The following is a 22,625-nucleotide window of genomic DNA, read 5'->3' as shown; positions in this document are numbered from 1 at the left end:
GCGAAGTCTGGGACGAGGGCGGCGCGATGCACGAGTTCACGGAGCTGCGCGGCCGCGAGGCGGCCTTCCCGGAGGCGGAGTTCGCCGCCCGGCAGGCGGCGGCCCGGGCCGCCATCGCGGGTGCCGGCCACGACGCCCTCGTGGTGACCGGCCCGGAGACGATCTACTGGCTGACCGGCCGCCAGACGGCGGGCTACTTCGCCTTCCAGGCACTCCTCGTGCCCGTGGACGGCGACCCGGCCCTCCTGGTCCGGCAGCTCGAACTGCCGGGCGCGGCCGCCAACACGTGGCTCGACGACATCCGGGCCTACCCGGACGGCGCCGACCCGGCCGCGGCCCTGGCGGCCCTCGTGCGCGGGCGCGGGGTCGCCCGGCCGGCCCTGGAGCGGGACGGCTGGTTCGTCGCGCCGGCGCTCGCGGCGCGGATCGACGCCGCCCTCGGAAGCGGCCCGCTGCCCGACGGATCCGGCCTCCTCGCCCCCCTGCGGGCGGTGAAGTCGGCGGCCGAACTGGCGGCGATCCGGGCCGCCGCCCGGTACGCGCAGGCCGGTCTCGCCGCGGGGCTCGACGCCTGCGCGGCCGGCACCGACGAGAACGCCGTCGCCGCCGCCATGCTGGCGGCCGCAACGGCCGCCGGATCCGAGGCCATGGCGATGGAGCCGCTGGTCGCGTCGGGACCGCGCAGCGGTCTGCCGCACATGACGTGGCGGCGCCGCCGGCTGGAGCCGAGCGACGCGGTCTTCCTTGAGCTCGCCGGCAGCCACGCCCGCTACCACGCGGCGCTAATGCGCAGCGTCTGGATCGGCCCGCCGCCGGCCGAGGCGCAGCGGATGATGGACTGCGCCCTGCGCGCCCTCGACGCGGCGCTCGGCGCGATCCGCCCCGGCCATCCCTGCGCCGCCCCGCACGCGGCGGCGCAGGCCGTGATCGACGCGGCGGGCTACGGCCCGGCCTTCCGCAAGCGGATCGGCTACTCGATGGGCGTCGCCTTCGCGCCGGACTGGGGAGAGGGTGCCCTGCTCTCGCTGTTCACCGGACAGGACCGGCCGATCGAACCCGGCATGGTCTTCCACCTGCCGGCCACCCTGCGCCGCTACGGCGCCTGGACGGTCGGCGCCTCGGAGACCGTCATCGTCACCGCAGACGGGGTCGAGCCCCTGTCCGACCTGCCGCGCACCCTGTCGGTGCGGTGAGGCGTTGCTTTCACAAGCGGAGCTTGAACTGACGGGCCGCCGTACCGCTCCCGCGGTCGCGGACTGGTCGGCGACGCCGAGCGGGAGCCGGCCCCATTCCTGCAAGCGATGCCGGGCCGGGCTTCCCGCGGGGACCCGGCCCACCGGTGCGTGGTGCCGGAGCGGAGCGGGAGGTCTCGGATGAAGCGACGCACGCTGTTGCAGGGAGCCGGCGCCCTCGTCGCCGGCGCCGTCGCGGCGCCGGCCCTCGTCCGCGCGGAGGCGGCCCGGACCCTGCGCTTCATCCCGCAGCAGGATCTCGTCACCCTCGATCCCGTGACGACCTTCGCGTACATCACCCGCAACCACGGCTACATGGTCTTCGACACGCTCTACGGCATGGACGCGGCCTATCGCGCCACGCCGCAGATGGTCGAGGGCCATTGGGTCGAGGCGGACGGGCGCCGCTGGGACTTGATCCTGCGGGCGGGCCTGCGCTTCCACGACGGGACGCCGGTGCTGGCCCGCGACTGCGTCGCGTCGCTGCGGCGCTGGGCGAAGCGCGACCCGTTCGGCGGCTCCCTCATGGAGGCGACCGACGAACTCTCCGCGCCCGACGACCGGACGATCCGGTTCCGCCTGAAACACCCGTTCCCGCTGCTGCCAATCGCGCTGGGCAAGGCGTCCGTCCCGGTCTGCGCCATGATGCCGGAGCGCCTCGCCGCCATCGACCCGTTCCAGCAGGTGCCGGAGCTCATCGGCTCGGGACCGTTCCGCTTCAAGCCCGACGAGCGGGTGCCCGGCGACCGCGTCGTCTACACCCGCTTCGAGGACTACGTGCCGCGCCCGGACGGCCCGCTGACCTGGACCTCGGGTCCGAAGGTCGTCCATTTCGACCGGGTCGAGTGGCGCGTCATCGGCGACACCTCCACGGCGACCTCCGCGCTGATCGCCGGCGAGACGGACTGGCAGGAATACGCCTCGCACGACCAGATCGCGCTCCTGCAGGCGGCCAAGGGCGTGAGCACCCGCGTCCTCGACCCGACCGGCTTCGTGACCATGCTGCGGGTCAACCACCTGCAGCCGCCCTTCAACAACCCGGCGATCCGGCGGGCTCTCTGGGGCGGGATCGACCAGACCGCGTGCATGCAGGGGGTCGTCGGCGCCGAGGATCCCGGCCTGTTCCACGTGCCCCTCGGCTTCTTCTGCCCGGGCACGCCGATGGCCTCGACGGACGGGTTGCAGCCGCTCACGGATCCGCGCGATCCGGCGCGGGTGCGCGCCGATCTCAAGGCGGCCGGCTACGGCGGCGAGACCGTGCTGCTGATGGTGCCGTCGAACTCGGCGCCGCTGCTGGCGCTCGGCCAGGTCGCGGCCGACCTGCTGCAGCGGGTCGGCATGACGGTGGAGGTCTACGCGGTCGAGTTCAACGCGATGCTGCAGCGGCGCAACCGAAAGGGGCCGGTCTCGGAGGGCGGCTGGAGCGCCTTCGTCACCAACTGGTCCGGCATGGATTGGCTGAACCCCGCGGGCTACATCGCCCTGCGCGGCACCGGCGAGAGCGGCTACGCCGGCTGGGCCACGACCCCGCGGATCGAGTCCCTGCGCGACGCGTGGCTCACCGCCCCGGACGAGGCGGCGCGTGCCGCCCTGTGCCGGACATCCAGCTCCAGGCGATGCAGGACGTGCCCCACTACCCGCTGGGCCAGTACCTGCAGCCGACCGCCTACCGCTCCCGCCTCACCGGGATCCTCGACGGGTTCCCGACGTTCTGGAACGTCCGGCCCGCCTGAGGGGGCGAGTTCCGGGGCCTCACAGCCCCGGGAAGGTCGGCGGCGCGATGGCGTCGGGGCCGCGCCCGGCCCAGTCGAGCTGCCGGACCTGCGCGAGCGCGCGGCCCTGCGCCTCCTCCAGCGCGGCCGCGGCGGCGGCGTAGTCGATCGTCAGGGCGCGCCCGTCGCGGACGATCTCGCGGCCGCCGACGAAGACCTGTCGAACCGCGCGGTCGCCGGCCGAGTAGATCAGCGACTGCACGGGATCGCGGCACGGGCGCATGGCCGGATGCCCGCAGTCCACGAGCACGAAGTCGGCCTTGCAGCCCGGTTCGAGCCGGCCGATGTCCTCGCGCCCGAGCGCCCTGGCGCCGCCCACCGTGGCGGCGTGGAACACGTCCGCCGCGCGGGTGTCGCGGGGATTCTCGGCGACGACCCGGGCGAGGTACGAGACGAGGCGCATCTCGTCGAGCATGTTGTGCGGGTAGACGTCGGTGCCGATCCCCATGTTGACTCCGGCCTGGAGGTAGCGCCCGAAATGGTGGAGCGCGATGCCGCGCCGGGCGAAGACCGTCGGGCAGTGGGCGACCGTGGCGCGGCGCTCGGCCAGGCGGCGCAGGTCCGAGCCCGGGCTGTGCCAGTGGGTCCAGGGATGGTCATCGAGGAAGATCCCGTGGCCCACGATGGTCCGCTCGGTGAGCACGCCGAGATCGTCGAGCCACTCGATCGGCGTCATCCCGGTGCGGCGGGTGATCTCGTGGAATTCCGACAGGGACTGCGCCGCGTGGGTGTGGAAGCGCAGGTCGCGCGCGACCGCCTCGGAATGGGCGTCCCGCAGCAGCTCCGCCGTGCAGGTGTCGACCTGCGCCGGGCAGAGCATGCCGGAGAGGCGGCCGCTCGGGTGCCCCTCCGCCGCCGCGATCTCGGCGAGGGCCTGCTCCAGGCCGCGCTGGCCCGCCGCCGCGTCCCACTCGTAGTCCACGCTGTGGCCGTTGCGGGTGAGCCAGCGCCCGGAGCGGAACATCGGGGCGATGCAGACCCGCAGGCCCGAGGCGCCGAGGAGATCCAGCCAGCCCGCGCTCGGCAGGGCGAGGTCGCAGACGGTGGTGACGCCCGAGAGCGCGAGTTCGGCGAGCGCCACCCCGTAGGCGGCCCGCGTCCCCTCCGCGTCGGGCCGCAGGATCGGCAGGTACTCGTAGAGCGAGGTGTTGTAGAGCCGCTGGCTGCCGACCTCGTCCCACATGCCCTTGTTCATCGGCTCCGAGAACAGGTGGGTGTGGATGTCCACGAGGCCGGGCATGACCAGACAGCCGGAGGCGTCGACAGTCCGGGCCGGCTCGGGACCCGCGTAGCCCGGCCCGACATGGATGAGGGCGCCGTCCGCGAAGGCGACGTCCGCGCCGGTGCGGTAGACGTGACTGCCGCTGTCCGGATCCCAGGCGACGACCCACCGGGCCCCCTTCACCAGCGTGATTTCGGCGGTGGCGTCCGGAGCTTCGTCCTGCATCGATAACCTCTCCCTTGCGTAAGCGGGCGGGCAAGAACGGTGCCTTCCGGTCGGATCGGCGGCCATGCGGCCCGGGTTTCGCTTGAGGTCTTCCGCGGTCACGATGGGTCGGTCGACGTCGCGGCATCGCGGTCGATCCCGATCGACCGGTATTCAGAGGGAAGGCGCCATGCGGCCTCGCGACACCACCGAGCCCGCGCGCATCCTGATCATCAACCCGAACGCGTCCCGGGCGGTGACGGCCGCCATCGACGCCGCCCTGGCGCCGCTGCGGCTGCCGGGCGGCCCCATCCTCGCGGTGACCGACCTGCCGGAGGGCCCGGAGAGCATCGCGACCCAGCGGGACGCGGATTCGGTGGTGATGCCGCTCGTCCGGTGTGTGGCGGACGATCCGTCCGACGCCTTCGTGATCGCCTGCTTCAGCGATCCGGGCCTGCACGCGGTCCGGGAGGCGGCGAGCGGTCGCCCGGTGATGGGCATCGCCGAGTGGGGGATCCTGCGGGCCCTGACGCTCGGGGAGCGCTTCGGCATCGTGGCCCTGTCCGAGGGCAGCGTCCGGCGCCAGCGCCGCACGGTGCGCCAGATGGGCCTCGGGGATCGCTATGCCGGGAGCCGGCCGGTGGAGGCGCGGGCCTCCGAGACGGCGGACGCCGCGATGGGCCCGCGCCTGATCGCGGCCGGTCGGACCCTGGTCGAGCGCGACGGCGCCGACGTGGTCGTGCTCGGCTGCGCCGGCATGGCGCGCCACCGGGCCGCCGCGGAGGCCGCGATCGGGTGCCCCGTCATCGAGCCCTGCCAGCAGGCGGCCGCCGCGGCCCTCGGGGCCGTGCTGCTCCGGGCCGCCCCGTGAGAAGGAACCGGCGATGCAGTACGACCTCCTGATCCGCGGCGGTACCTGCGTGACGCCGTGGGGCACCGAGACGGCGGATGTCGGGATCCGCGACGGGCGCATCGCGGCCCTCGGGGTCCCGGCCGGAGCGACGGCGGAGGCGGTGATCGACGCCGCGGGCCTGCACGTCCTGCCCGGCCTGATCGACAGTCACGTTCACCTGCGCGATCCCGGCGACCCGGCGGTGGAGACGATCGAAACCGGCACGCGGGCCGCGATCCTCGGCGGCATCGCAACCCTTTTCGACATGCCAAACACCGTCCCGCCGATCGCCGACGCCGGGCGCCTCGCCTGGAAGCGCGACTACGTCGCGGGCCGCAGCTGGTGCGACATCGGCCTCTACGTGGCCGGCACCAAGACCAACATCGACGCGCTCGCCGCCCTGGAGCGCGAGGCGGGGGTCTGCGCCGTCAAAGTCTTCGCCGGCAGCTCCACGGCGGCGCTGATGATCGAGGACGACGCGCATCTCGAGCGGGCGATGCGCGCCGGCCACCGGCGCATGGCCTTCCACAGCGAGGACGAGTACCGGCTCCAGGCGCGCAGGCCGCTGTTCAGCCGGGGCCAGCCCTACCGGACTCACATGGAGTGGCGCGACGCGGAATGCGCCTTCCTGGGCACGCGGCGCCTCATAGCCCTCGCCCGCAAGACCGGCCGGGCGACCCACATCCTGCACGTCTCGACCGCCGAGGAACTCGCCTACCTGCGCGACTTCCGCGACGTCGCCACCGTCGAGGTGCTGGTCAATCACCTGACCCAGGTGGCGCCGGACTGCTACGACACGCTGGGCGGCCTCGGCGTGATGAACCCGCCAATCCGCGACGCGCGCCACCGGGCGGCCGCCTGGGCGGCCCTGCGCGACGGCACCGTCGACACGGTCGGCAGCGACCACGCGCCCCACGCGCGGGCGGCCAAGGCGCAGCCCTGGCCGGACTGCCCGGCCGGCCTCACCGGGGTCCAGACGCTGGTGCCGGTAATGCTCGACCACGTCGCGGCGGGGCGGCTGTCCCTCGCCCGCCTCGTCGACCTGATGGCAGCCGGGCCGGCCCGCGTCTACGGGCTCCTCGGCAAGGGCCGCATCGCCGCCGGCTACGACGCGGACTTCACCCTGGTGGACCTGAAGGCCCGCCGCAGGATCGAGGAATCCTGGATCGTGTCGCCCTGCGGCTGGACGCCCTTCGCGGGCGTCGACGTCACCGGCTGGCCCGTCGCCACGATCGTGCGCGGGATCCCCGTCATGCGCGACGACGCGGTGCTGGGCGAGCCCGTCGGCCGCCTCGCGCGCTTCGCCGCCTGACGGGGCGCCCGTCAGGCGGTGCAGGTCTCCGCCACGAGCCACGTCGTGAGGATCGCCACGGCGTCGAGCAGGTCGTCGATCGCCATGGCCTCGCGGGGATTGTGGCTGCCGTTGGCGTTGCGCACGAACAGCATGGCCATCGGCACGCCGGCCTTGGCGAAGGCGGCGGCGTCGTGGGAGGCCGGGCTGCCGAGGGGCCGGGTCGCGATGCCGAGCGCGTCCGCGGCCGCCGCGAACCCGTCGCGGATCCGCGGCGCGACGGCGCCGACGCCCGCCTCGGCGCGCGGGCCCAGCGTCACCGTCACGGCGCGCCGCGCGGAAACCTCCGCGACGGCCGCCAGGAACGCCGCCTCCAGTTCCGCCAGCACCTCGGCCGCGTAGGCCCGCATGTCGAGGCTGAACCGGAACTCGCCCGGGACCGTGGTCAGGCCGTGCGCCGCGGCGTCGGTGTGGAACCGGCCGAAGGTCACGGCCATCGGGCAGCCGGCCGCCTCGCGCTCCGCCCAGACCCGGTCCAGAGCCAGGGCGATCTCGGCCCCGGCCATGGCGGCGTCGCGCCGGAAGCGGCGCGGCGTCCCGACATGGTCGTAGCGGCCGGCGATGCGGACGTCGGGATAGCGGACGTTGCCGGGGATCCCGGTGCACAGCCCGACCGGGATCCCGGCCTCCTCCAGGCTCGGCGCCTGCTCGATATGCACCTCCAGGAAGGCGTGGATCGCGGCGGCGTCGAGGGCCGCCGGTCCGCGGGCGAGCGCGTCCGGGTCGCCGCCCTCCCGGGCGATGTGGGCGGCGAGGCTGAGGCCGGTGTCGATCCGGGCCGCGTCGAGCGCCCCGTCCGGCAGGGCTCCGAGCGCCGCGCGGCTCCCGATGTACGAGACCTGGAACCAGACGCTCTCCTCGGCGCGGATGCCCAGGACGGTGATGTCCCGCTCCGGCTCCAGACCGAGCCGGCGGATGGCCGCGACGGCGGCGAGCCCGGCCACCACGCCGGCGGCCCCGTCGAAGTTGCCGCCCTGGGCCACGGTGTCGAGGTGGGAGCCGATCAGGATCGGCGGCAGGGTCCGGTCCCGTCCGGGCAGCGTCATCGCGGTGTTGGCGGCGGCGTCCCGGCCGATCGCGAGGCCGAGATCCGCCGCGCAGCGCGCCACCACCGCGTGCGCCGCGGTCTCCTCCGGGCTGTAGGAGGGCCGGGTGAACCCGGGCTCCGTCCGGCCGCACCGGGCCAACTCCGCGAACAGGGCCTCGACCCGGCCGCGCTGCGCGCGCACAGCTGCCGAGATGGCGGACACGCGGTCCATCGCTACGCCTCCCCGAGCGCCGGTCCCCGGGACGGGCCCGCCGGTGCCCCTGCCACTTTCGTGCCGGCCCGCCGGATCACCGGGACCGAGTCTGCCGGATCGCCGGGCGCGCGGCCAGCCGCGCGGGTCAGCCCCGCGGCGCGGGGTCGTTGCCCGGCCGGATTCCGGCGGCTATCGCCGGTCCCGGCAGGCGGGCGGAGGTTCTGCAAATGAAGACGATCGGGTTCCTGTCCTTCGGGCACTGGTCGCCGACCGGCGGATCGGCGACGCGCAGTGCGGCCGACACACTCCTCCAGTCGATCGACCTCGCGGTCGCCGTGGAGGAGCTCGGGGCGGACGGCGCCTATTTCCGGGTCCACCATTTCGCGCGCCAGCTCGCCTCGCCCTTCCCGCTGCTGGCGGCAGTCGGCGCCCGGACGAAGCGCATCGAGATCGGCACCGGCGTCATCGACATGCGCTACGAGAACCCGTTCTCCATGGTCGAGAATGCCGGCGCGGCGGACCTCATCGCGGGCGGACGCCTGCAGCTCGGGCTCAGCCGCGGCTCGCCCGAGCAGGTCATCGACGGCTGGCGGCACTTCGGCTTCGCCCCGGCCGAGGGCGAGACGGACGCCGATATGGGGCGCCGGCACACCGAGGTCTTCCTCGACCTCCTGAAGGGAACGGGGTTCGCCGAGCCCAACCCGCGGCCGATGTTCGCCAACCCGCCGGGACTCCTGCGCCTGGAGCCGCAATCCGAGGGGTTGCGGGACCGCATCTGGTGGGGATCGGCCTCCGACGCGACCGCGATCTGGGCGGCGCAGCAGGGCATGAACCTGCAGAGCTCGACCCTGAAGGCGGACGAGACCGGCGAGCCGTTCCACGTCCAGCAGGCCAGGCAGATCCGCCGCTACCGGCAGGCGTGGCAGGATGCGGGGCACGCCCGCACGCCGCGGGTCTCGGTCTCGCGCTCGATCTTCGCGCTCGTGAACGACCTCGACCGCGCCTATTTCGGGCGCGGCACGAGCAGCGACCAGGTCGGCATCATCGACAACATGCGCGCGGTGTTCGGCCGCTCCTACGCCGCGGAGCCGGACCGGCTGGTTGACGAGCTGCGCGCCGACGCGGCGATCGCGGAGGCCGACACCCTGCTGCTGACGGTCCCGAACCAGCTGGGCGTCGCCTACAACGCCCACCTCATCGAGAGCCTGCTCTCGCACGTGGCCCCCGCGCTCGGGTGGCGCTGAGCCGACCTCCGGCCGGGTTCGCCGGCGCCGAGGGCATGCAGCTCCTCGGCCGGCCCTATCTTGGGACCTGGCCCGCCGGCCTACCCATCGCCGCGAGCGTGCGGTAGCCTCCCGTCGGCCCGTCACGCGGTGCCGCTGTGCCCGAGTCCGGCACTTGTAAGGGGATCTCCGGGATGCCGCGCCCGTTGGACTGGAACGCGTTCGCCGATGCGTGGTGCGCCGCCTGGAACGCGCACGATGTCGAGCGGGTGCTGGCCCATTTCCACGACGACGCCGTGTTCACCTCGCCGGGCGCCGCGCGGATCGTTCCCGCTTCGGGCGGAACGGTGCGGGGCAAGGATGCGCTGCGCGCCTACTGGACCGAGGCCCTGCGGCGGATCCCGGACCTCCACTTCGCGGTGGAGCAGGTCTTCGCGGGCATCGACACGCTGGTGATCCAGTATCGCAATCAGAAGGGTGTGAGCGTCAGCGAGGTGCTCGTCTTCGAGGACGGCCGCGTGCGGGCGGGGCACGGCACCTACCCGATCGGCGTCGACAACCCCGTCGGTGCCGCGGCGGGCTAGAGCCGTTCGCGATGCGGCCGCGCCGGCCTCGGCGGGGCCGCCCGCATCGCAACCGGGTCCGTGCGCGTTGGTTGGCGTCGCGTGGCGAACGGGCGCGGGCCCGCTGCCCGCAGCGGGAGACAAACCATGAGTGATGGCTACCCTTCGATGACGGCGCTCCTGGGCCTCCTCGCCCTGGCAGGCTACCAGAACCGCGACAAGCTCGCGGAACTGCTGGGCGGCGCCGGTCAGACCGCGCCGGCGGGCCCCGGCGGCCCGGCCGACGGCTCCAACAGCGCCTCCAACAGCGGCTCCGGTGCCGGCCTGGGCGGTCTCCTCGGCGGCCTGCTGGGCGACAGGCGCGGCGAGGCTCCCGGCGGGTTCCTGCACAGCGGCCTCGGCGAGATGCTGGACCGCTTCCAGCAGGCCGGTCACGGGACGGCCGCCCAGTCCTGGGTCAAGACGGGACCGAACCAGGAAATCGCGCCGCATCATCTGGAACAGGCGATCGGACCCGACGTCCTAACGGCTCTCACCCAGCGGACGGGACTGTCCCGCGATGAGCTGCTCTCCCGGCTGTCCCGCGAGCTCCCCCGGGCCGTCGACCGCTACACGCCCGACGGACGGATCCCGGCCTGAGGTCTGGCCGGCGGACGGATCCCGGCCCGACCTTGGGGGTCGGGACCGTCACGGTCGGCGGGGCGTGCGCGGCTTCGGCGCGGCGAGCCGGTGGGCCGCCGTCAGGGCCGACATCAGGGTCGCCTCGTCGACGATCGCGAGGTCGCACCGCGTCGCGCCCATCCGCCCCCAGCCGCCCGGAACGGGGCTGAAAGCCGCCGGCACCTGCTCGCAGAAGAAGTCGCGCAGGTCCGGGTCGAACATCAGGTTGATGTCGTGGCCCACCTCGTCCAGCGTCGCGAAGGTCTTGCGCGGCGTCCGGAAGGCCGTCCTGTGAAAATGGGGGGCGGAGGTCACCGCCTCCAACGTCGCGATGAGCGCCTTCACGCGCGCGATATCGACGCCCATCGCGGCCCTCCTCCCCTAGTTCGGGCACTCATACAACGATCTGCGTCCGCTCGCGTCCTCTTCCTGATTGTGGAGTTCTCCGCGCGAGAGGATCGCGATGGCGCGGTTGTTCCAGCTCTCGGACGACGCCTGGGCGCGGATCGAGCCGCTTCTGCCGCATGGCCGACCGGGCAAACCTCGGATCGACGACAGGCGGGTGATCAGCGGCATCCGGCACGTCCCGAAGGTCGGCTGCCGCTGGCAGGACACGCCCTCCGCCCACGGCACCCACACGACGATCCACAACCGCTACAACAGGTGGCTCATCGCGGGCTCTGACGGCCGACAGAGCCTGCGACGCGCAGAGCCTGGGGGATTGGCTCAAGAGCCACCGAACTGATCGCCACCATCCCGTCCACGGCCACGCGGACGGTGCCCTACAAGCACAGCCGGATCGCCGACCGGCGGCGCAATCGAGTCGCGCGCCTTTGCGGACACCTCAGAAACTGGCGGCCCGTCACGATCCACCACGATCGCTCGACCCATGATCATCTCGCCGCCGTCGCGCTCGTCTCCCGTGTCATCGCATGGGCCTGAATGAGCCCCCAGCTAGGATGCCGATCGCTCGGTTGAGCCTGTTTCATGATTGAACATTTTCCGGATCTTTCTGTAGCTCCTGGTCAGAGGCGCGACATAGGACCCGTACAGAGAGTTGTATTTCATCAACGTTTCGTCTTTGAGGCCAGAGATGCCGAATACCGGCATCTCGTTCCGACTCGGTCTGTAGGCAGTCCCGAACATCCAATCGAATATAGACAAATTTGTACCGAAATTTTTGTCCCAATGCGCCTGCACCTTGCTGTGATGTATCTGGTGCATATGCGGGCTGATCAGGAATTTATCGAAGAAACCCAAGCTTATCGGAAGATGGGAATGCTTCAGCGGATCGAGAGTGAGAAAAATAAAAACTTTCGATGCGACCCAAGATAGTGACGTTGCCTCAACGACGCTAAGACCGAACAGGAACATGAACAAGCCACCAGGCACGGCAGTCAGAAGCCCTCGAACGATGGCTTCGAGCGCCATCCCCACGGGATGGCCTCGCTTCGATGTCAGAGGGTTCAGAGTTTGCGCCGAATGATGGACTTTATGAAGCTCCCACAGGAACGGCACTTTATGCTCAACATAATGGCAGATAAAATCCGAGAATTCTACGACAACGAACACGACGATCGTGCAAATACTGGCATAAAAAATACTAAATTCGATATTCTTGAAATCCGGGAACAGTAGATGCGCGAGAGAACTATATGCATTGCAGCAAACAGCAGTGAGAAATATGGCAGGTATCACGATGAAACTGCCTGTCAATTTTCCAATGATGTATATTTTTACATCTGTGTAGAAGCTTTTTTCCGTGAGGACATTGAACGGCACGCAGTGCTTCGCAAGTCCACGGAGTGAGAATTTCGCGCGGTTCTTTGCAATATAAGCTACATAAAATGCCAGTCCGAACCCGAAAAACATTGTCCAGGTAATAAGCAACTGTGGCGCATGAATGATTTGCTTGAAAAAATCAGTCATCGCTCCCTCCAACGCAATTCAATCGATTCCAGAAAGGCAGGCGCCCACCAAAGAGATGTGGCCGACCCCACCAATATTGATCTAAAAATTGTCAGATATTAGACCTAGCGTCTATGTTCAATAAGTTTTTTGAGATCGCCCCTATTAACCCACGTCAAGGTCATTATGTGAGCACCCATACGAGCGTGCGGCTCCGTCGCGGTGAGAGCGCTGCAGCACGGGCGCCGGGCCGGCACCTACGATCCGCTTTCGGACTGGAGGCGGGCCCAGCACGCCGGCGGCATCGGGACCCGGCCGGCGATGGGGATGCGCCCGGGATCGGCCTTTCCCCACAGGCCGCCTTCGCGATCGAGGGCAACACCACGCCTCGGGCGTCGCTCTGAACGCCGTCGTCGCCGTTAGGTGCCGATCGAGTCCAGATGCTGGGTCGGCGGCGGATCGGACCGCCCGCCCGACCGGTCACCCGGTCCGGCGCTCGCAGAATCGCAACCGGTTCCCGAACGGATCCGCCACCTCCAGCACCTCGCCCCAGGGCGCCTGCTCGATGCCGGGCCGGGCATAGCCGTAGCGCTGGTCGGTGAGCGCCCGGTGATAGGCCCGGATGCCGCGCATCGGCACGAACACGGTCGAGCCGGGGGTGGCGTCGCCGTGGTGCTCGGTCAGGTGCAACCGCAATCCCGCGCGGGCGACCTCCATGTAGAGCGGCAGACCCGGCTCGAACCGGTGCTCGAACCCGGGCGTGAAGCCGAGAAAGCCGCAGTAGAACGCGCGCGCCTTGGCCTCGTCGAAGATGCGCAGAACCGGCACCGCTTCCAGGAAACGGGGGCCGTCATCCGCGTCCCGGTCCAGGACGGCGCAGGCGGTGTTCCAGTCGTCGTAGCCCAGCCCGGCGGCGACGAGTTCGAGGGCGGCCGCGTGCGGGACGGCGAGGTCGCGGGCTGCCAGCGCGGCGCGCAGCCGCTTGGCCATGGTCTTGGCCTGATCGACGGTCGTCATGGTCCTCTCCCCGAGCCGGCGTCGGTCCGTCGGTGCCCGCATTGCCGACCCGGCGCCGGTCAGGGACACGGTGGGGGTGGGTCGTCCGCGATGCTTTCACCATCCCGGTTCCGGGGCGAGCGGCAGGCAGCATCGGCCTGGCGGCAGGCTACCCCGGCCGCGGCGCGGCCGCCAACAGGTTTGAGGGAAGGCTGACACGGGACCTGCCGGCTTCCGACGGGTCACGACCCCGTGCCGTGCGCACGGCCGGCCGGTCGCTGCCGCAGGCGGCGGTCTACCAGCGACCCGCCGCCTGGCGCTCGCGGAGCGCGATCTCGTCCGCGCTGGGTGGTTTGCTGGCGAAACTGCCGGTCTGGACCGCCCCGTCCCGCGCGAACACCGCGACGTGGACGCCCTTCGGCGAGTGGCTCTGCTCGACCAGCGTCCAGGTGCGGGCCGCCGCCGGGTCGTCCGCGTACCAGCGCTTGCCGCGGCCGAGCATGACCGGGAATGTGATCAGGACGAGCCGGTCGATGAGGCCCGCCGGAAGCAGCGCCGGATAGAGCCTGCTGCTGCCCTGGATGAGGAGGTCGGGGCCCTCGCTCTCCTTGAGGCGGGTGACCGCCGCGACGGGGTCGCCGGCGAGGCGGCGGCTGTTGTTCCAGTCGAGCGCGGCGTCGCTTCCGGTGACGACATGCTTGCGGATCGCGTTGAAGGTCGCGCCGATCGGCTGCTCGGCGTTGTGCGGCCAGTAGGCGGCGAAGATCTCGTAGGTGCGCCGGCCGAGCAGCAGCTCGTAATCGCCGCCGAGCAGCTTGCCCATCGGCCCGGCGAGCGACGCGTCGAAGTACGGGAAGGTCCAGCCGCCGTGCGCGAAGCCGGTCTGATCCTCCTCCGGACCGCCCGGTGCCTGGATCACGCCGTCGAGGGACTGGAAGAGGGAGCCGGTGATCTTACGCATGGGCGGAGTCCCCGCGGAGGGCAGCCTCGATCCGGGCGATGTCGATCTTGCGCATGGTCATCATGGCCTCGAACGCGCGCCGGGCCGCAGCCCGGTCGGGGTGGCTGTTGGCGTGCAGGAGCGCGCGCGGCGTGATCTGCCAGGAGAAGCCCCAGCGGTCCGTGCACCAGCCGCACGCGCTCTCCGCGCCGCCGTGGCCCACGACGGCGTCCCAGTAGCGGTCGGTCTCCGCTTGATCGTCGGTCAGCACCATGAAGCTGACCGCCTGGTTGGCCCGGAAGGCCGGGCCGCCGTTCAGGCCGACGAACGGACGGCCGAGGACGGTGAACGCGACCGTGAGTTCGTCGCCCGCGGACCCGCCGGGGAAATCCGAGGGGGCGTTCATGGGCGCGCCGACATGGCTGTCGGGGAAGGTCGCGGCGTAGAAGTCCGCGGCCTTGCGGGCCTCGCCGCGATCGAACCACAGGCAGGTCGTCAGCTTGTCGCTCGTCATGGCCGGACGCTCCTCACGTGGCTTGCCGCGGGCCGGCGAGGCCGAGCTGGTGGCCCGCCGGATCGGCGATGTTGGCCGCGTAGCTGCCGCCGGGGATCGGGTCGGGTCCCTGGAGGACCGTGCCGCCCGCCGCCCGGACGGTCGCGAGCGCGGCGTCGATGTCGGCGACGTGGATGTACCAGTTCCAGCGGGCCGGCGCGCCGGTGGCCGCGCTCGACATCATCGCGCCGGGGCGCAGGTCGCCCCGCCCGATGAAGGCGTACTCGCCCAAGTCGCCCATCGGCATGGCACCGAGCTTCTCCCAGCCGAACAGCGCCCCGTAGAAGGCGAGGGCCGCCGCGGGATCGGGGGTGGCGAGCTCGATCCAGACGCCGTGGCCGCGCGTCCGCTCCGTCTCGAGCGGCACCGGCCCGAAGGCCCGGCTCGCGCCGGGACGGGCCGGATCCATCGCGGCGAAGACCACGCCCTGCGGGTCGCTCACCATGGCGAAGCGGCCGACATGGGGGATGTCGACGGGCCCGAACCGGACCGCGCCGCCGAGATCGACCGCGCGGGAAGCCAGGGCGTCGACGTCCGAGGTCGCGAGGTAGACCGCCCAGCCGGGGAGGCCGGGGGCCTCGGGCATCGGCCGCCGGATCCCGGCCACGGGCGCCCCGTCGGCCTCCGCGATCCGGTAGCCGCCGTGCTCGGGCATCGGCGACGGCGCGACGCGCCAGCCGGCGACCGCCTCGTAGAAGGCCTGCGCGGCGTCCGGGTCGGACGCGTTCAGCTCGAACCAGATGGGTGTCCCCTCGGCGGGTGGCATCGGGCGCTCCTCCGTGACAATCGGCTCTGCGGCCGCTGCGCGGCGCCCCCTCCGGCCCCGCTTTGCCCAGGCTCGCATTCTCGGTTACACAAAGCAACCATGAAGTCAGAAAAAATAACTGATTTAGCATCCCGGCCTCGCGAGCGCCTGTACGACGACGCCTGCGGCACGGCCCTCGCGCTGGAGTTCATCGGCGAGCGCTGGTCGCTGCTGATCATGCGCGAGCTGGTCTACGGCCCCCGGCGGTTCAGCGAGATCCGGGCGAACCTCCCGGGGATCAGCGCGAACGTGCTGACGCAGCGGCTAGAGAGCCTGGGGGCGGCGGGCATCGCCCTGCGGTACCGGCTGCCGTCGCCGGCCAACGTGCAGGTCTACGATCTCACCGACTGGGGCCGCGAGGCCGCGCCCCTGATGCGCGACCTGGGCCGCTGGGCCGCCCGCTCGCCGCGGCACGATCCGAGCCTGTTCATGTCGGGGGCGTCGGCCATGATGTCGCTCGAGGCCCTGGTCGACCGCGGGCGGGCGGCGGCGCTGTCGGCGACGGTCGCTTTCCACTTCCCCGGCGAGGACTTCGTCGCGACGGTGACCGGCGACGGGATCCGCGTGCGGCGGGGCGTCGCCGAGGCGCCCGACCTCGCCTTCACCGGCGACACGATGGCGATGCGCCGCACGGTCTACGGCAAGGCGCCGCTGGACCGGGACGGCGCCGGCGGGACGCTCGCCGTCGCGGGCCCCGCCGACCTGGCGCGGTCCTTCATCGACCTCTTCACCCTGCCGGCCAAGGCGGGCTGAGGTGCCCGTCCCGCGGCTCGCAGGGGGAGGGCGCGCCGCCCGCGAGCGCGCCGACAACGCCGGCGAGCACGTCGAGGCCGATCGCGACGTCGGCCGGGTCGACGGTCCCCGCCGCCCCCCAGCCGACGCCGCCCCGACAGCGGATCAGCGCGAGGCCGATCGGTCCGAGCAGGGCCATGTGGGACGCGTCGGTGGTCACGCCCTGCGCCAGCCGCACGGCGCGGTGTCCCGCGGCCGCGACGGCCTCCTCGAACAGGCGGACCAGACCGGGATCGCACCGGGTGGCATCGGGATCGACGCTGCGCTCGACGGTGATCCCCAGCCGGCGCCGCGCCGCGACCGCCTCGAGCGCCGCGGCGAGTTCCGCCACGGCCGCGCGCCGCGCGCCGTCGTCGGCGGAATCGACGCGGACGCCCAGTGTCGCCGACCCCGCGACCACGAAGGTCGGCACCGGCGCGACGTCGAGGCGCATGACCGTGACGGTGACCCCCTCCCGCGCCAGGCCGACGCGCTCGGCGGCGAGGACGCATTCGGCCGCCGCGGCGAGGGCGTCCCGCCGGCCCGGCATCGGGTTCGCCGCCGCGTCGACGGCGGCGCCTGTCAGCGTGACCCGGAGCATCGTCGATTCCGACAGGGCCTGCACGATCCCGACCGGCGCTCCCGATCGCTCCAGCACGGGGCCGGCCTCGGCGGCGACCTCGAGATAGGCCAGGATCGCGTCCGAGGCCCGGCGCGCGCTCGCGAGGCGCGCCGGGTCGAGCCCGTGCGCCTCCAGGGCGCGACGCAGGGTGACGCCGTAGGCGTCGTCCCAGTCCAGCGCGTCCGGGGCGAGCCGCCCGACCACAGCCCGGCTGCCGAGCTGCCGGGGACCGAACCGGCCGGCCGCGTCCGCGACGAAGGCGACGACCTCGACCGCGTGGCGCGGCGGCGGTCCGTGCCGGATCATGCGCTCGACGGCGGCGATGCCGATCAGCACGCCGAGCGTCCCGTCGTAGCGGCCGGCATCCTCGCGCGTGTCGACGTGGCCCCCGACGACGACGGCCGGGCCGCCCGGGACCGCGCCTTCGATCCGGCCGACGAGGTTGCCGGCGGGATCGCGCCGGGCCGACAGGCCGGCCTCCGCCATCCAGCCGATGACGAGCGCCTCGGCCTCGGCCTGCTGCGGGCTGAAGACGCGCCGCGTCAGGGTCCACGGGTAGGCGCTGATCCCGGCGAGCCGGTCGACGCGCGCCAGGACGATCCCGGCGGCGCTCTCGGGCGCCGCCGTCACGGCGCCCTCGGCGTCACCGCGATCCCGGCCCCCCAGTAGCGGTTGGCGATCAGCTGCTGATTCCGGATGAGACCGATCGCCGTCCTGGCATCGCCGCCCGCGAACGTGCCGACCGCCGCCCCGCAGAGCGTCAGGTACATCCGCTGGTGCACCACGGACTCGAAATAGGCCCTGGGCGGCGGGGCGAGGTCGAGGCCGGCGTCGAGATTCTGCTGGCGCACCCGCGCGGCGGCCTCCGCCACGGCCGCCTGCACCGTCTCCATCATCGCGCGCTGCGCGGCGTCCAGGATCTCGGACGCCTTGCGCTCTTCGGGCGTCAGAACAGGGCAGGCGACAGCCATCGCGACCTCCGTGTCGATCGCCGGTGAGGCTGACCGGCCGGCCGCGCGGCAATATGGCCGGCGCGTATCAATTCGTTACGGCGCGCCGGACCCGTCACGAACCGTCACTTGCGCAGCGGCACGCCCTTCGTGGTGAAGCGCTGGCCGCCGCCCGTGTAGCGGGGTCGCGGCTGGCCCCCCGTCCGGCCCGCACCGGCGCCGGTCCCCGGCGGCTGCGAGAACGGCACCAGCTGGTCCGGCCGCGGCCCGATGAGGTCGGCGCGGCCCATCTCCCGCAGCGCCTCGCGCAGCAGCGGCCAGTTCTCGGGGTCGTGGTAGCGCAGGAACGCCTTGTGCAGCCGGCGCTGGCGCAGCCCCTTGATCGCCTCGACCGACTCGCTGCCGCCACGTTTCACGCCCCGCAGCGTGTTGATCTCGGTGTGGTACATCGCGGTTGCCGTCGCCATCGGCGAGGGCAGGAACGTCTGGACCTGGTCGGCGCGGTAGTTGTTCTTCTTGAGCCAGAGCGCGAGGTGCATCATGTCCTCGTCGGTCGTGCCCGGATGCGCCGCGATGAAGTACGGGATCAGGTAGTACTTCTTGCCCGCCTCCTTGGCGGCGGCGTCGAACATCTCCTTGAACCGGTCGTAGGTGCCGATCCCTGGCTTCATCATCTTGTCGAGGGGGCCGCGCTCGGTGTGCTCGGGCGCGATCTTCAGGCGCCCGCCGACGTGGTGGGTGACAAGCTCCTTGATGTATTCGGGGCTCTTCACCGCGAGGTCGTAGCGCACGCCCGAGGCGACCATCACCTTCTTGACGCCCTTCACCTCGCGGACCTTGCGGTAGAGCCGGATCAGGTCGTCGTGCGAGGTGTTCAGGTTCGGGCAGACGTCCGGAAAGACGCAGGAGGGCAGCCGGCACGCCGCCTCGATCTTCGGGTCCTTGCAGGCCATCCGGTACATGTTCGCCGTCGGCCCGCCGACATCCGAGATCACGCCCGTGAAGCCCGGGGTCTTGTCGCGGATCCGCTCGATCTCGCGCAGGATCGAGCCCTCCGAGCGGTTCTGGATGACGCGGCCCTCGTGCTCGGTGATCGAGCAGAAGGTGCAGCCGCCGAAGCAGCCGCGCATGATCGTCACCGAGAACTTGATCATGTCCCAGGCGGGAATCTTCGCGTCGCCGTAGGACGGGTGCGGGGCGCGGGCGTAGGGCAGGTCGTAGACCGCGTCCATCTCGTCGCTGGTCAGCGGGATCGGCGGCGGGTTGAGCCACAGGTCGCGGTCGCCGTGGCGCTGGACGAGGGGGCGCGCGTTGCCGGGATTGGCCTCCCGGTGCAGCACGCGCGAGGCGCGGGCGTAGGCCTCCTTGTCGTCCTTGACCTCGTCGTAGGCGGGCAGCCGGATCACGGTCTCGCCGGGCCGGCGGGTGGCGGCCTCGTCCGTCGAGTCGAGGTCGTCGGCGGGCAGCTCGGTGTAGTGGGCGGGCACGCGGCGGAACAGGGCGACGCCCCGGATCGCGTCGAGTTGGTTCGGCGCCTCGCCGGCCGCGAGGCGGTTCGCCACCTCGACCACGGCACGCTCGGCGTTGCCGTAGATCAGCAGGTCCGCCTTGGCGTCCGCCAGGATCGAGCGGCGCACCTTGTCGGACCAGTAATCGTAGTGCGCGATCCGGCGCAGCGACGCCTCGATGCCGCCGAGCACGACCGGGACGTCCTTGAAGGCCTCGCGGCAGCGCTGCGTGTAGACGATGGTGCAGCGGTCCGGGCGCCGGCCGCCCTCGCCGCCGGCCGTGTAGGCGTCGTCGTGGCGCAGCCGCCGGTCCGCCGTGTAGCGGTTCACCATCGAATCGAGGTTGCCGCCGGTGACGCCGAAGAACAGGTTCGGCTTGCCGAGCGCCTTGAACGGCTCCGCCGAGTGCCAGTCGGGCTGGGCGATGATGCCGACCCGGAAGCCCTGCGATTCGAGCAGCCGGCCGATGATGGCCATGCCGAAGCTCGGGTGGTCCACGTAGGCGTCACCGGTCACCAGCACGATGTCGCAGGACTCCCATCCCAGGGCCGCCATCTCGGCTCGGCTCATGGGCAGGAACGGCGCAGCGGGCCCGCGCGGCGACGGCGTTCGGACGGGGGGCGCCAGGGGACGGGCGGTGGACGCTTGGAGTTCCATGGTGTCCCTGCATAGGCCTCCGGGGCCGCGATCTCAACGAATGGCAGGGCGGCGGTGGCCGCGGCCGTGCCGCCCGAGGGCGCCCTGCGCCGATCCGGCGCACCTCGAGACAGGCGATGCGCCGCCGTCGCGGCCGGCCCGGCTCAGCGCGCGATCAGCTCGCGGATGCGGGCGGCCAGGGCCTCCACGGCGAAGGGCTTAGTCAGCACCGCCATGCCGGGCTCGAGACGCCCGTCGCCCGGCAGCGCGGTCTCGGAGAAGCCGGTGATGAACAGCACCTTCAGCTCCGGTCGACCGACCCGGGCGGCATCCGCCATCTGGCGCCCGTTCATGCCGCCGGGCAGGCCGACATCCGTGACGAGCAGGTCGATCCGCGCACCCGATTGCAGCACGCTGAGGCCGCCCGCGCCGTCCGCGGCCTCGATCGCCGTGTAGCCGAGGTCGCTCAGCACGTCCGTCACCAGCATGCGCACCGTCGGCTCGTCGTCCACGATCAGCACGGTCTCGCCCGCCTCGGCCTGCGCCATCAGGCCCCTGGCCGGGTCGGGGCCGTCCGCGTCCGCCTCGCCGAAGTGCCGCGGCAGGTAGATGCACACGTTCGTGCCCTGGCCGACCGTCGAGGTGATCCGGACCTGACCGCCCGACTGCTTGGCGAAGCCGTAGATCATCGACAGGCCGAGGCCGGTGCCCTCGCCCATCGGCTTGGTGGTGAAGAACGGGTCGAAGGCCCGGGCGACGACCTCCGGGGGCATGCCGGTGCCGGTATCGGACACGCACAGCGACAGGTACGGCCCTTCCGGCATGTCCTGGGCGTCGGCCTGCTGCCGGTCGATCCAGCGGTTGTCGGTCTCGATGGTGATCCGGCCGCCCCCGGGCATCGCGTCCCGCGCGTTGATGCAGAGGTTCAGGAGCGCGTTCTCCAGCTGGGACGGGTCCGCGAGCGCGGCCCAGAGCCCGTCTGCCCCGACGTGCCGCACCTCGACGCTCGGCCCGACCGTGCGCTGGATCAGGTCGAGCATCCCGCGGACCAGCCGATCGGCGTCGATCGCCCTGGGCGCCAGCGTCTGGCAGCGCGAGAAGGCGAGCAGGCGGTGGGTCAGCGCCGCGGCCCGCCGGGCGGCGCCCTGGGCGGCGGCGATGTACTTGCCGACATCCTTCGACCGCCCCTGGGCGATGCGGGCCTCGATGAGCTCCAGCGAGCCCGAGATGCCCGCCAGAAGGTTGTTGAAGTCGTGCGCCAGGCCGCCGGTGAGCTGGCCCACCGCCTCCATCTTCTGCGACTGGCGCAGCGCCTCCTCCATGCGCGCCCGCTCCTCCCCGGCCTGCCGCAGACGGTCGGCCGCCGCCCGGAGATCGCGCGTCCGCTCCTCGACGCGGGCCTCCAGCGACGCGTTGAGCTGGCGGATCTCGTCCTGCGTGCGGCGCTGCCGGTAGGCCGCGAAGGCCAGCAGGGCGGTGGCGAACAGGCCGCCGCCGCAGACGAGCCAGATCTCCGGCAGCGCCGAGCCGCGCCGGGGCGAGACGCGCTGCGCGAACGCGACGGTCCAGGTGCGGCCGCCGAGCTCGAGATGCGCCTCGCGGGTGAGGCGCCCCGCCCCGGCGGCGGAGGCCCGCGCGGACCGGTGCAGCAGGTTCGCCTCGCTCGGCGCGCCGTCGTAGATGGCGAAGGCCGCGTCCTCCTCGGCCTCCGCCGCCACGATGCTGTTGAACAGGTCGTCGGCCCGGAAGGCGCCGAACACGAAGCCCAGGAAGCGCCGCCGCCGGTCCTCGAGGTCCGGCGGCACGGCGCCGCCGGCATAGACCGGCATGGCGACGAGGAAGCCCGCCTGCTTGTTCGCGTCGATCTCCTGCACGAGCTGGATCCGCGCCGAGGCGGCCGGCTGGCCGGTGTCGCGGGCCCGCTCGACCATGTCGCGCCGCACCGGGTCCGACATCACGTCGTAGCCGATGGCGGCGAGGTTGCGCGGGTTCGGCGGCTCGGCGAACAGGACCGGGCTGATCATCGGGTTGTCGGTCGGCGGCCGGACCCGGGCATTCTCGACGCCCAGGGCCGCGGCGCGCGCGGCGAACGTCTCCCGCGCGGAGGCGGGCAGGGTCGGCGTGAAGCCGATGCCGAGGAACCCGGGATAGAGGCGCTGCAGTTCGATCCGCTGCACGTAGGCCCGGAACTGGGCCAGCGTGACGGTGGCGCCTTCGGCGGCGAACAGGCCGGCGGCGCCGCGCAGGAGGGCGGTGTAGGTGCGGAACTGGTCCTCGACCGTGCGCAGCTCGATCTCGGTGGCGTGCTCGAAGGTCATGCGGTCGCGCAGCGCCGCCGCCTGCCAGGTGAGGGCCGTGCTCAGCCCGGTCGCGAGGAGGCCGGCGGCCAGGATCGCGGGCGGGATCCAGCGCGCCGCGCCCGCCCCGCGGCGGGCGGCGGGCGCGACAGGACCCTGCGATGCGGTGCGGTGGGACAAGGGGCGAGACCGGACTTCGACTGCGGCCCGTGAAAGCAGGCATGCGCCGGGATGCAAGTCCATGGTGGCGTCACCGGGGCGAGATCCCCGCATCGCGGC

Annotated in this window: 19 protein-coding genes and 2 pseudogenes; 9 read left to right on the top strand and 12 right to left on the bottom strand. The window is 72.2% G+C overall.

All coding sequences use genetic code 11. The features are described from left to right. Positions 1-26: 26 nt before the first annotated feature. Entirely contained in the window at positions 27-1,193 is a 1,167-nt protein-coding gene (locus LXM90_RS29430; protein ID WP_020094493.1) for a M24 family metallopeptidase, read from the top strand. A 180-nt stretch (positions 1,194-1,373) separates the two neighbouring features. After that, positions 1,374-2,965, top strand: a pseudogene (locus LXM90_RS29425) (ABC transporter substrate-binding protein). A 19-nt stretch (positions 2,966-2,984) separates the two neighbouring features. Here the strand turns inward: LXM90_RS29425 and LXM90_RS29420 are convergent. Beyond that, positions 2,985-4,451 (bottom strand): amidohydrolase family protein, encoded by a 1,467-nt coding sequence (locus LXM90_RS29420; protein ID WP_020094495.1) that lies wholly within the window; start codon positions 4,449-4,451, stop codon positions 2,985-2,987. Positions 4,452-4,620: 169 nt separating this feature from the next. On the opposite strand from LXM90_RS29420, the gene LXM90_RS29415 reads away from it, so the two are divergent. Both LXM90_RS29415 and LXM90_RS29410 read left to right on the top strand, forming a co-directional pair. Further along, positions 4,621-5,301: an aspartate/glutamate racemase family protein gene (locus tag LXM90_RS29415; RefSeq protein ID WP_020094496.1), complete on the top strand. Its 681-nt coding sequence runs from the start codon at positions 4,621-4,623 to the stop codon at positions 5,299-5,301. A 13-nt stretch (positions 5,302-5,314) separates the two neighbouring features. Next, the gene (locus tag LXM90_RS29410) at positions 5,315-6,634 is read left to right on the top strand and encodes a dihydroorotase (protein WP_020094497.1); all 1,320 of its coding nucleotides are present in this window, start codon (positions 5,315-5,317) and stop codon (positions 6,632-6,634) included. A gap of 11 nt (positions 6,635-6,645) precedes the next feature. On the opposite strand, the gene LXM90_RS29405 is transcribed toward LXM90_RS29410, so the two are convergent. Beyond that, complete coding sequence (locus LXM90_RS29405; protein ID WP_020094498.1) at positions 6,646-7,932, bottom strand: hydantoinase/carbamoylase family amidase; 1,287 nt, start codon at positions 7,930-7,932, stop codon at positions 6,646-6,648. Positions 7,933-8,141: 209 nt separating this feature from the next. On the opposite strand from LXM90_RS29405, the gene LXM90_RS29400 reads away from it, so the two are divergent. The 3 genes from LXM90_RS29400 (at position 8,142) to LXM90_RS29390 (ending at position 10,339) form a co-directional block, all read left to right on the top strand. After that, positions 8,142-9,158 carry an LLM class flavin-dependent oxidoreductase gene (locus tag LXM90_RS29400; RefSeq protein ID WP_020094499.1) on the top strand — a complete coding sequence of 339 codons (1,017 nt, stop codon included), beginning with the start codon at positions 8,142-8,144 and terminating at the stop codon, positions 9,156-9,158. Positions 9,159-9,331: 173 nt separating this feature from the next. Next, complete coding sequence (locus LXM90_RS29395) at positions 9,332-9,721, top strand: nuclear transport factor 2 family protein (RefSeq protein WP_020094500.1); 390 nt, start codon at positions 9,332-9,334, stop codon at positions 9,719-9,721. A gap of 126 nt (positions 9,722-9,847) precedes the next feature. Beyond that, positions 9,848-10,339, top strand: coding sequence for a YidB family protein (locus LXM90_RS29390; protein WP_026605145.1), 492 nt, complete (start codon positions 9,848-9,850; stop codon positions 10,337-10,339). Positions 10,340-10,387: 48 nt separating this feature from the next. Here the strand turns inward: LXM90_RS29390 and LXM90_RS29385 are convergent, their stop codons facing one another. Next, a complete protein-coding gene (locus LXM90_RS29385) occupies positions 10,388-10,726 on the bottom strand; it encodes an MmcQ/YjbR family DNA-binding protein (protein ID WP_020094502.1) in 339 nt (112 codons plus the stop codon). Between the two features lie 97 nt (positions 10,727-10,823). On the opposite strand from LXM90_RS29385, the pseudogene LXM90_RS29380 reads away from it, so the two are divergent. Continuing rightward, positions 10,824-11,027 (top strand): annotated as a pseudogene (locus LXM90_RS29380) (transposase); the annotation flags it as partial. A 287-nt stretch (positions 11,028-11,314) separates the two neighbouring features. On the opposite strand, the gene LXM90_RS29375 reads toward LXM90_RS29380, so the two are convergent. From LXM90_RS29375 to LXM90_RS29355, 5 genes are all read right to left on the bottom strand, one after another. Next, on the bottom strand, positions 11,315-12,289 hold the full coding sequence (locus LXM90_RS29375; protein WP_234083313.1) for a sterol desaturase family protein: 975 nt from the start codon (positions 12,287-12,289) through the stop codon (positions 11,315-11,317). A 459-nt stretch (positions 12,290-12,748) separates the two neighbouring features. Next, on the bottom strand, positions 12,749-13,285 hold the full coding sequence (locus LXM90_RS29370) for a glyoxalase superfamily protein (RefSeq protein ID WP_042670241.1): 537 nt from the start codon (positions 13,283-13,285) through the stop codon (positions 12,749-12,751). A gap of 274 nt (positions 13,286-13,559) precedes the next feature. Beyond that, positions 13,560-14,225, bottom strand: a complete 666-nt coding sequence (locus LXM90_RS29365) for a dihydrofolate reductase family protein (RefSeq protein ID WP_020094505.1) — start codon at positions 14,223-14,225, stop codon at positions 13,560-13,562. Further along, the gene (locus LXM90_RS29360; protein WP_020094506.1) at positions 14,218-14,718 is read right to left on the bottom strand and encodes a VOC family protein; all 501 of its coding nucleotides are present in this window, start codon (positions 14,716-14,718) and stop codon (positions 14,218-14,220) included. The genes LXM90_RS29365 and LXM90_RS29360 overlap by 8 nt, the downstream gene beginning before the upstream one ends. Positions 14,719-14,731: 13 nt before the next feature. Next, positions 14,732-15,523 (bottom strand): VOC family protein, encoded by a 792-nt coding sequence (locus LXM90_RS29355; protein WP_042670237.1) that lies wholly within the window; start codon positions 15,521-15,523, stop codon positions 14,732-14,734. Positions 15,524-15,622: 99 nt separating this feature from the next. On the opposite strand from LXM90_RS29355, the gene LXM90_RS29350 reads away from it, so the two are divergent. Beyond that, positions 15,623-16,315, top strand: coding sequence for a winged helix-turn-helix transcriptional regulator (locus tag LXM90_RS29350; RefSeq protein WP_026605146.1), 693 nt, complete (start codon positions 15,623-15,625; stop codon positions 16,313-16,315). Here the strand turns inward: LXM90_RS29350 and LXM90_RS29345 are convergent. The 4 genes from LXM90_RS29345 to LXM90_RS29330 all read right to left on the bottom strand — a co-directional run bounded on the left by LXM90_RS29345 (position 16,290) and on the right by LXM90_RS29330 (position 22,526). Continuing rightward, positions 16,290-17,585 carry a hydantoinase/carbamoylase family amidase gene (locus LXM90_RS29345; protein WP_020094509.1) on the bottom strand — a complete coding sequence of 432 codons (1,296 nt, stop codon included), beginning with the start codon at positions 17,583-17,585 and terminating at the stop codon, positions 16,290-16,292. The genes LXM90_RS29350 and LXM90_RS29345 overlap by 26 nt on opposite strands. Beyond that, positions 17,582-17,926 (bottom strand): hypothetical protein, encoded by a 345-nt coding sequence (locus tag LXM90_RS29340; RefSeq protein ID WP_020094510.1) that lies wholly within the window; start codon positions 17,924-17,926, stop codon positions 17,582-17,584. The genes LXM90_RS29345 and LXM90_RS29340 overlap by 4 nt, the downstream gene beginning before the upstream one ends. 104 nt (positions 17,927-18,030) lie before the next feature. After that, positions 18,031-20,070, bottom strand: a complete 2,040-nt coding sequence (locus LXM90_RS29335) for a YgiQ family radical SAM protein (protein WP_026605147.1) — start codon at positions 20,068-20,070, stop codon at positions 18,031-18,033. Between the two features lie 143 nt (positions 20,071-20,213). Next, a complete protein-coding gene (locus LXM90_RS29330) occupies positions 20,214-22,526 on the bottom strand; it encodes a CHASE domain-containing protein (RefSeq protein WP_234083312.1) in 2,313 nt (770 codons plus the stop codon). Positions 22,527-22,625 lie beyond the last annotated feature (99 nt).

This window comes from Methylobacterium oryzae (assembly GCF_021398735.1).
Classification (GTDB): domain Bacteria; phylum Pseudomonadota; class Alphaproteobacteria; order Rhizobiales; family Beijerinckiaceae; genus Methylobacterium.
Note: the sequence above shows the minus strand (reverse complement) of the source record. Positions and strands in the feature narration are given on the sequence as shown.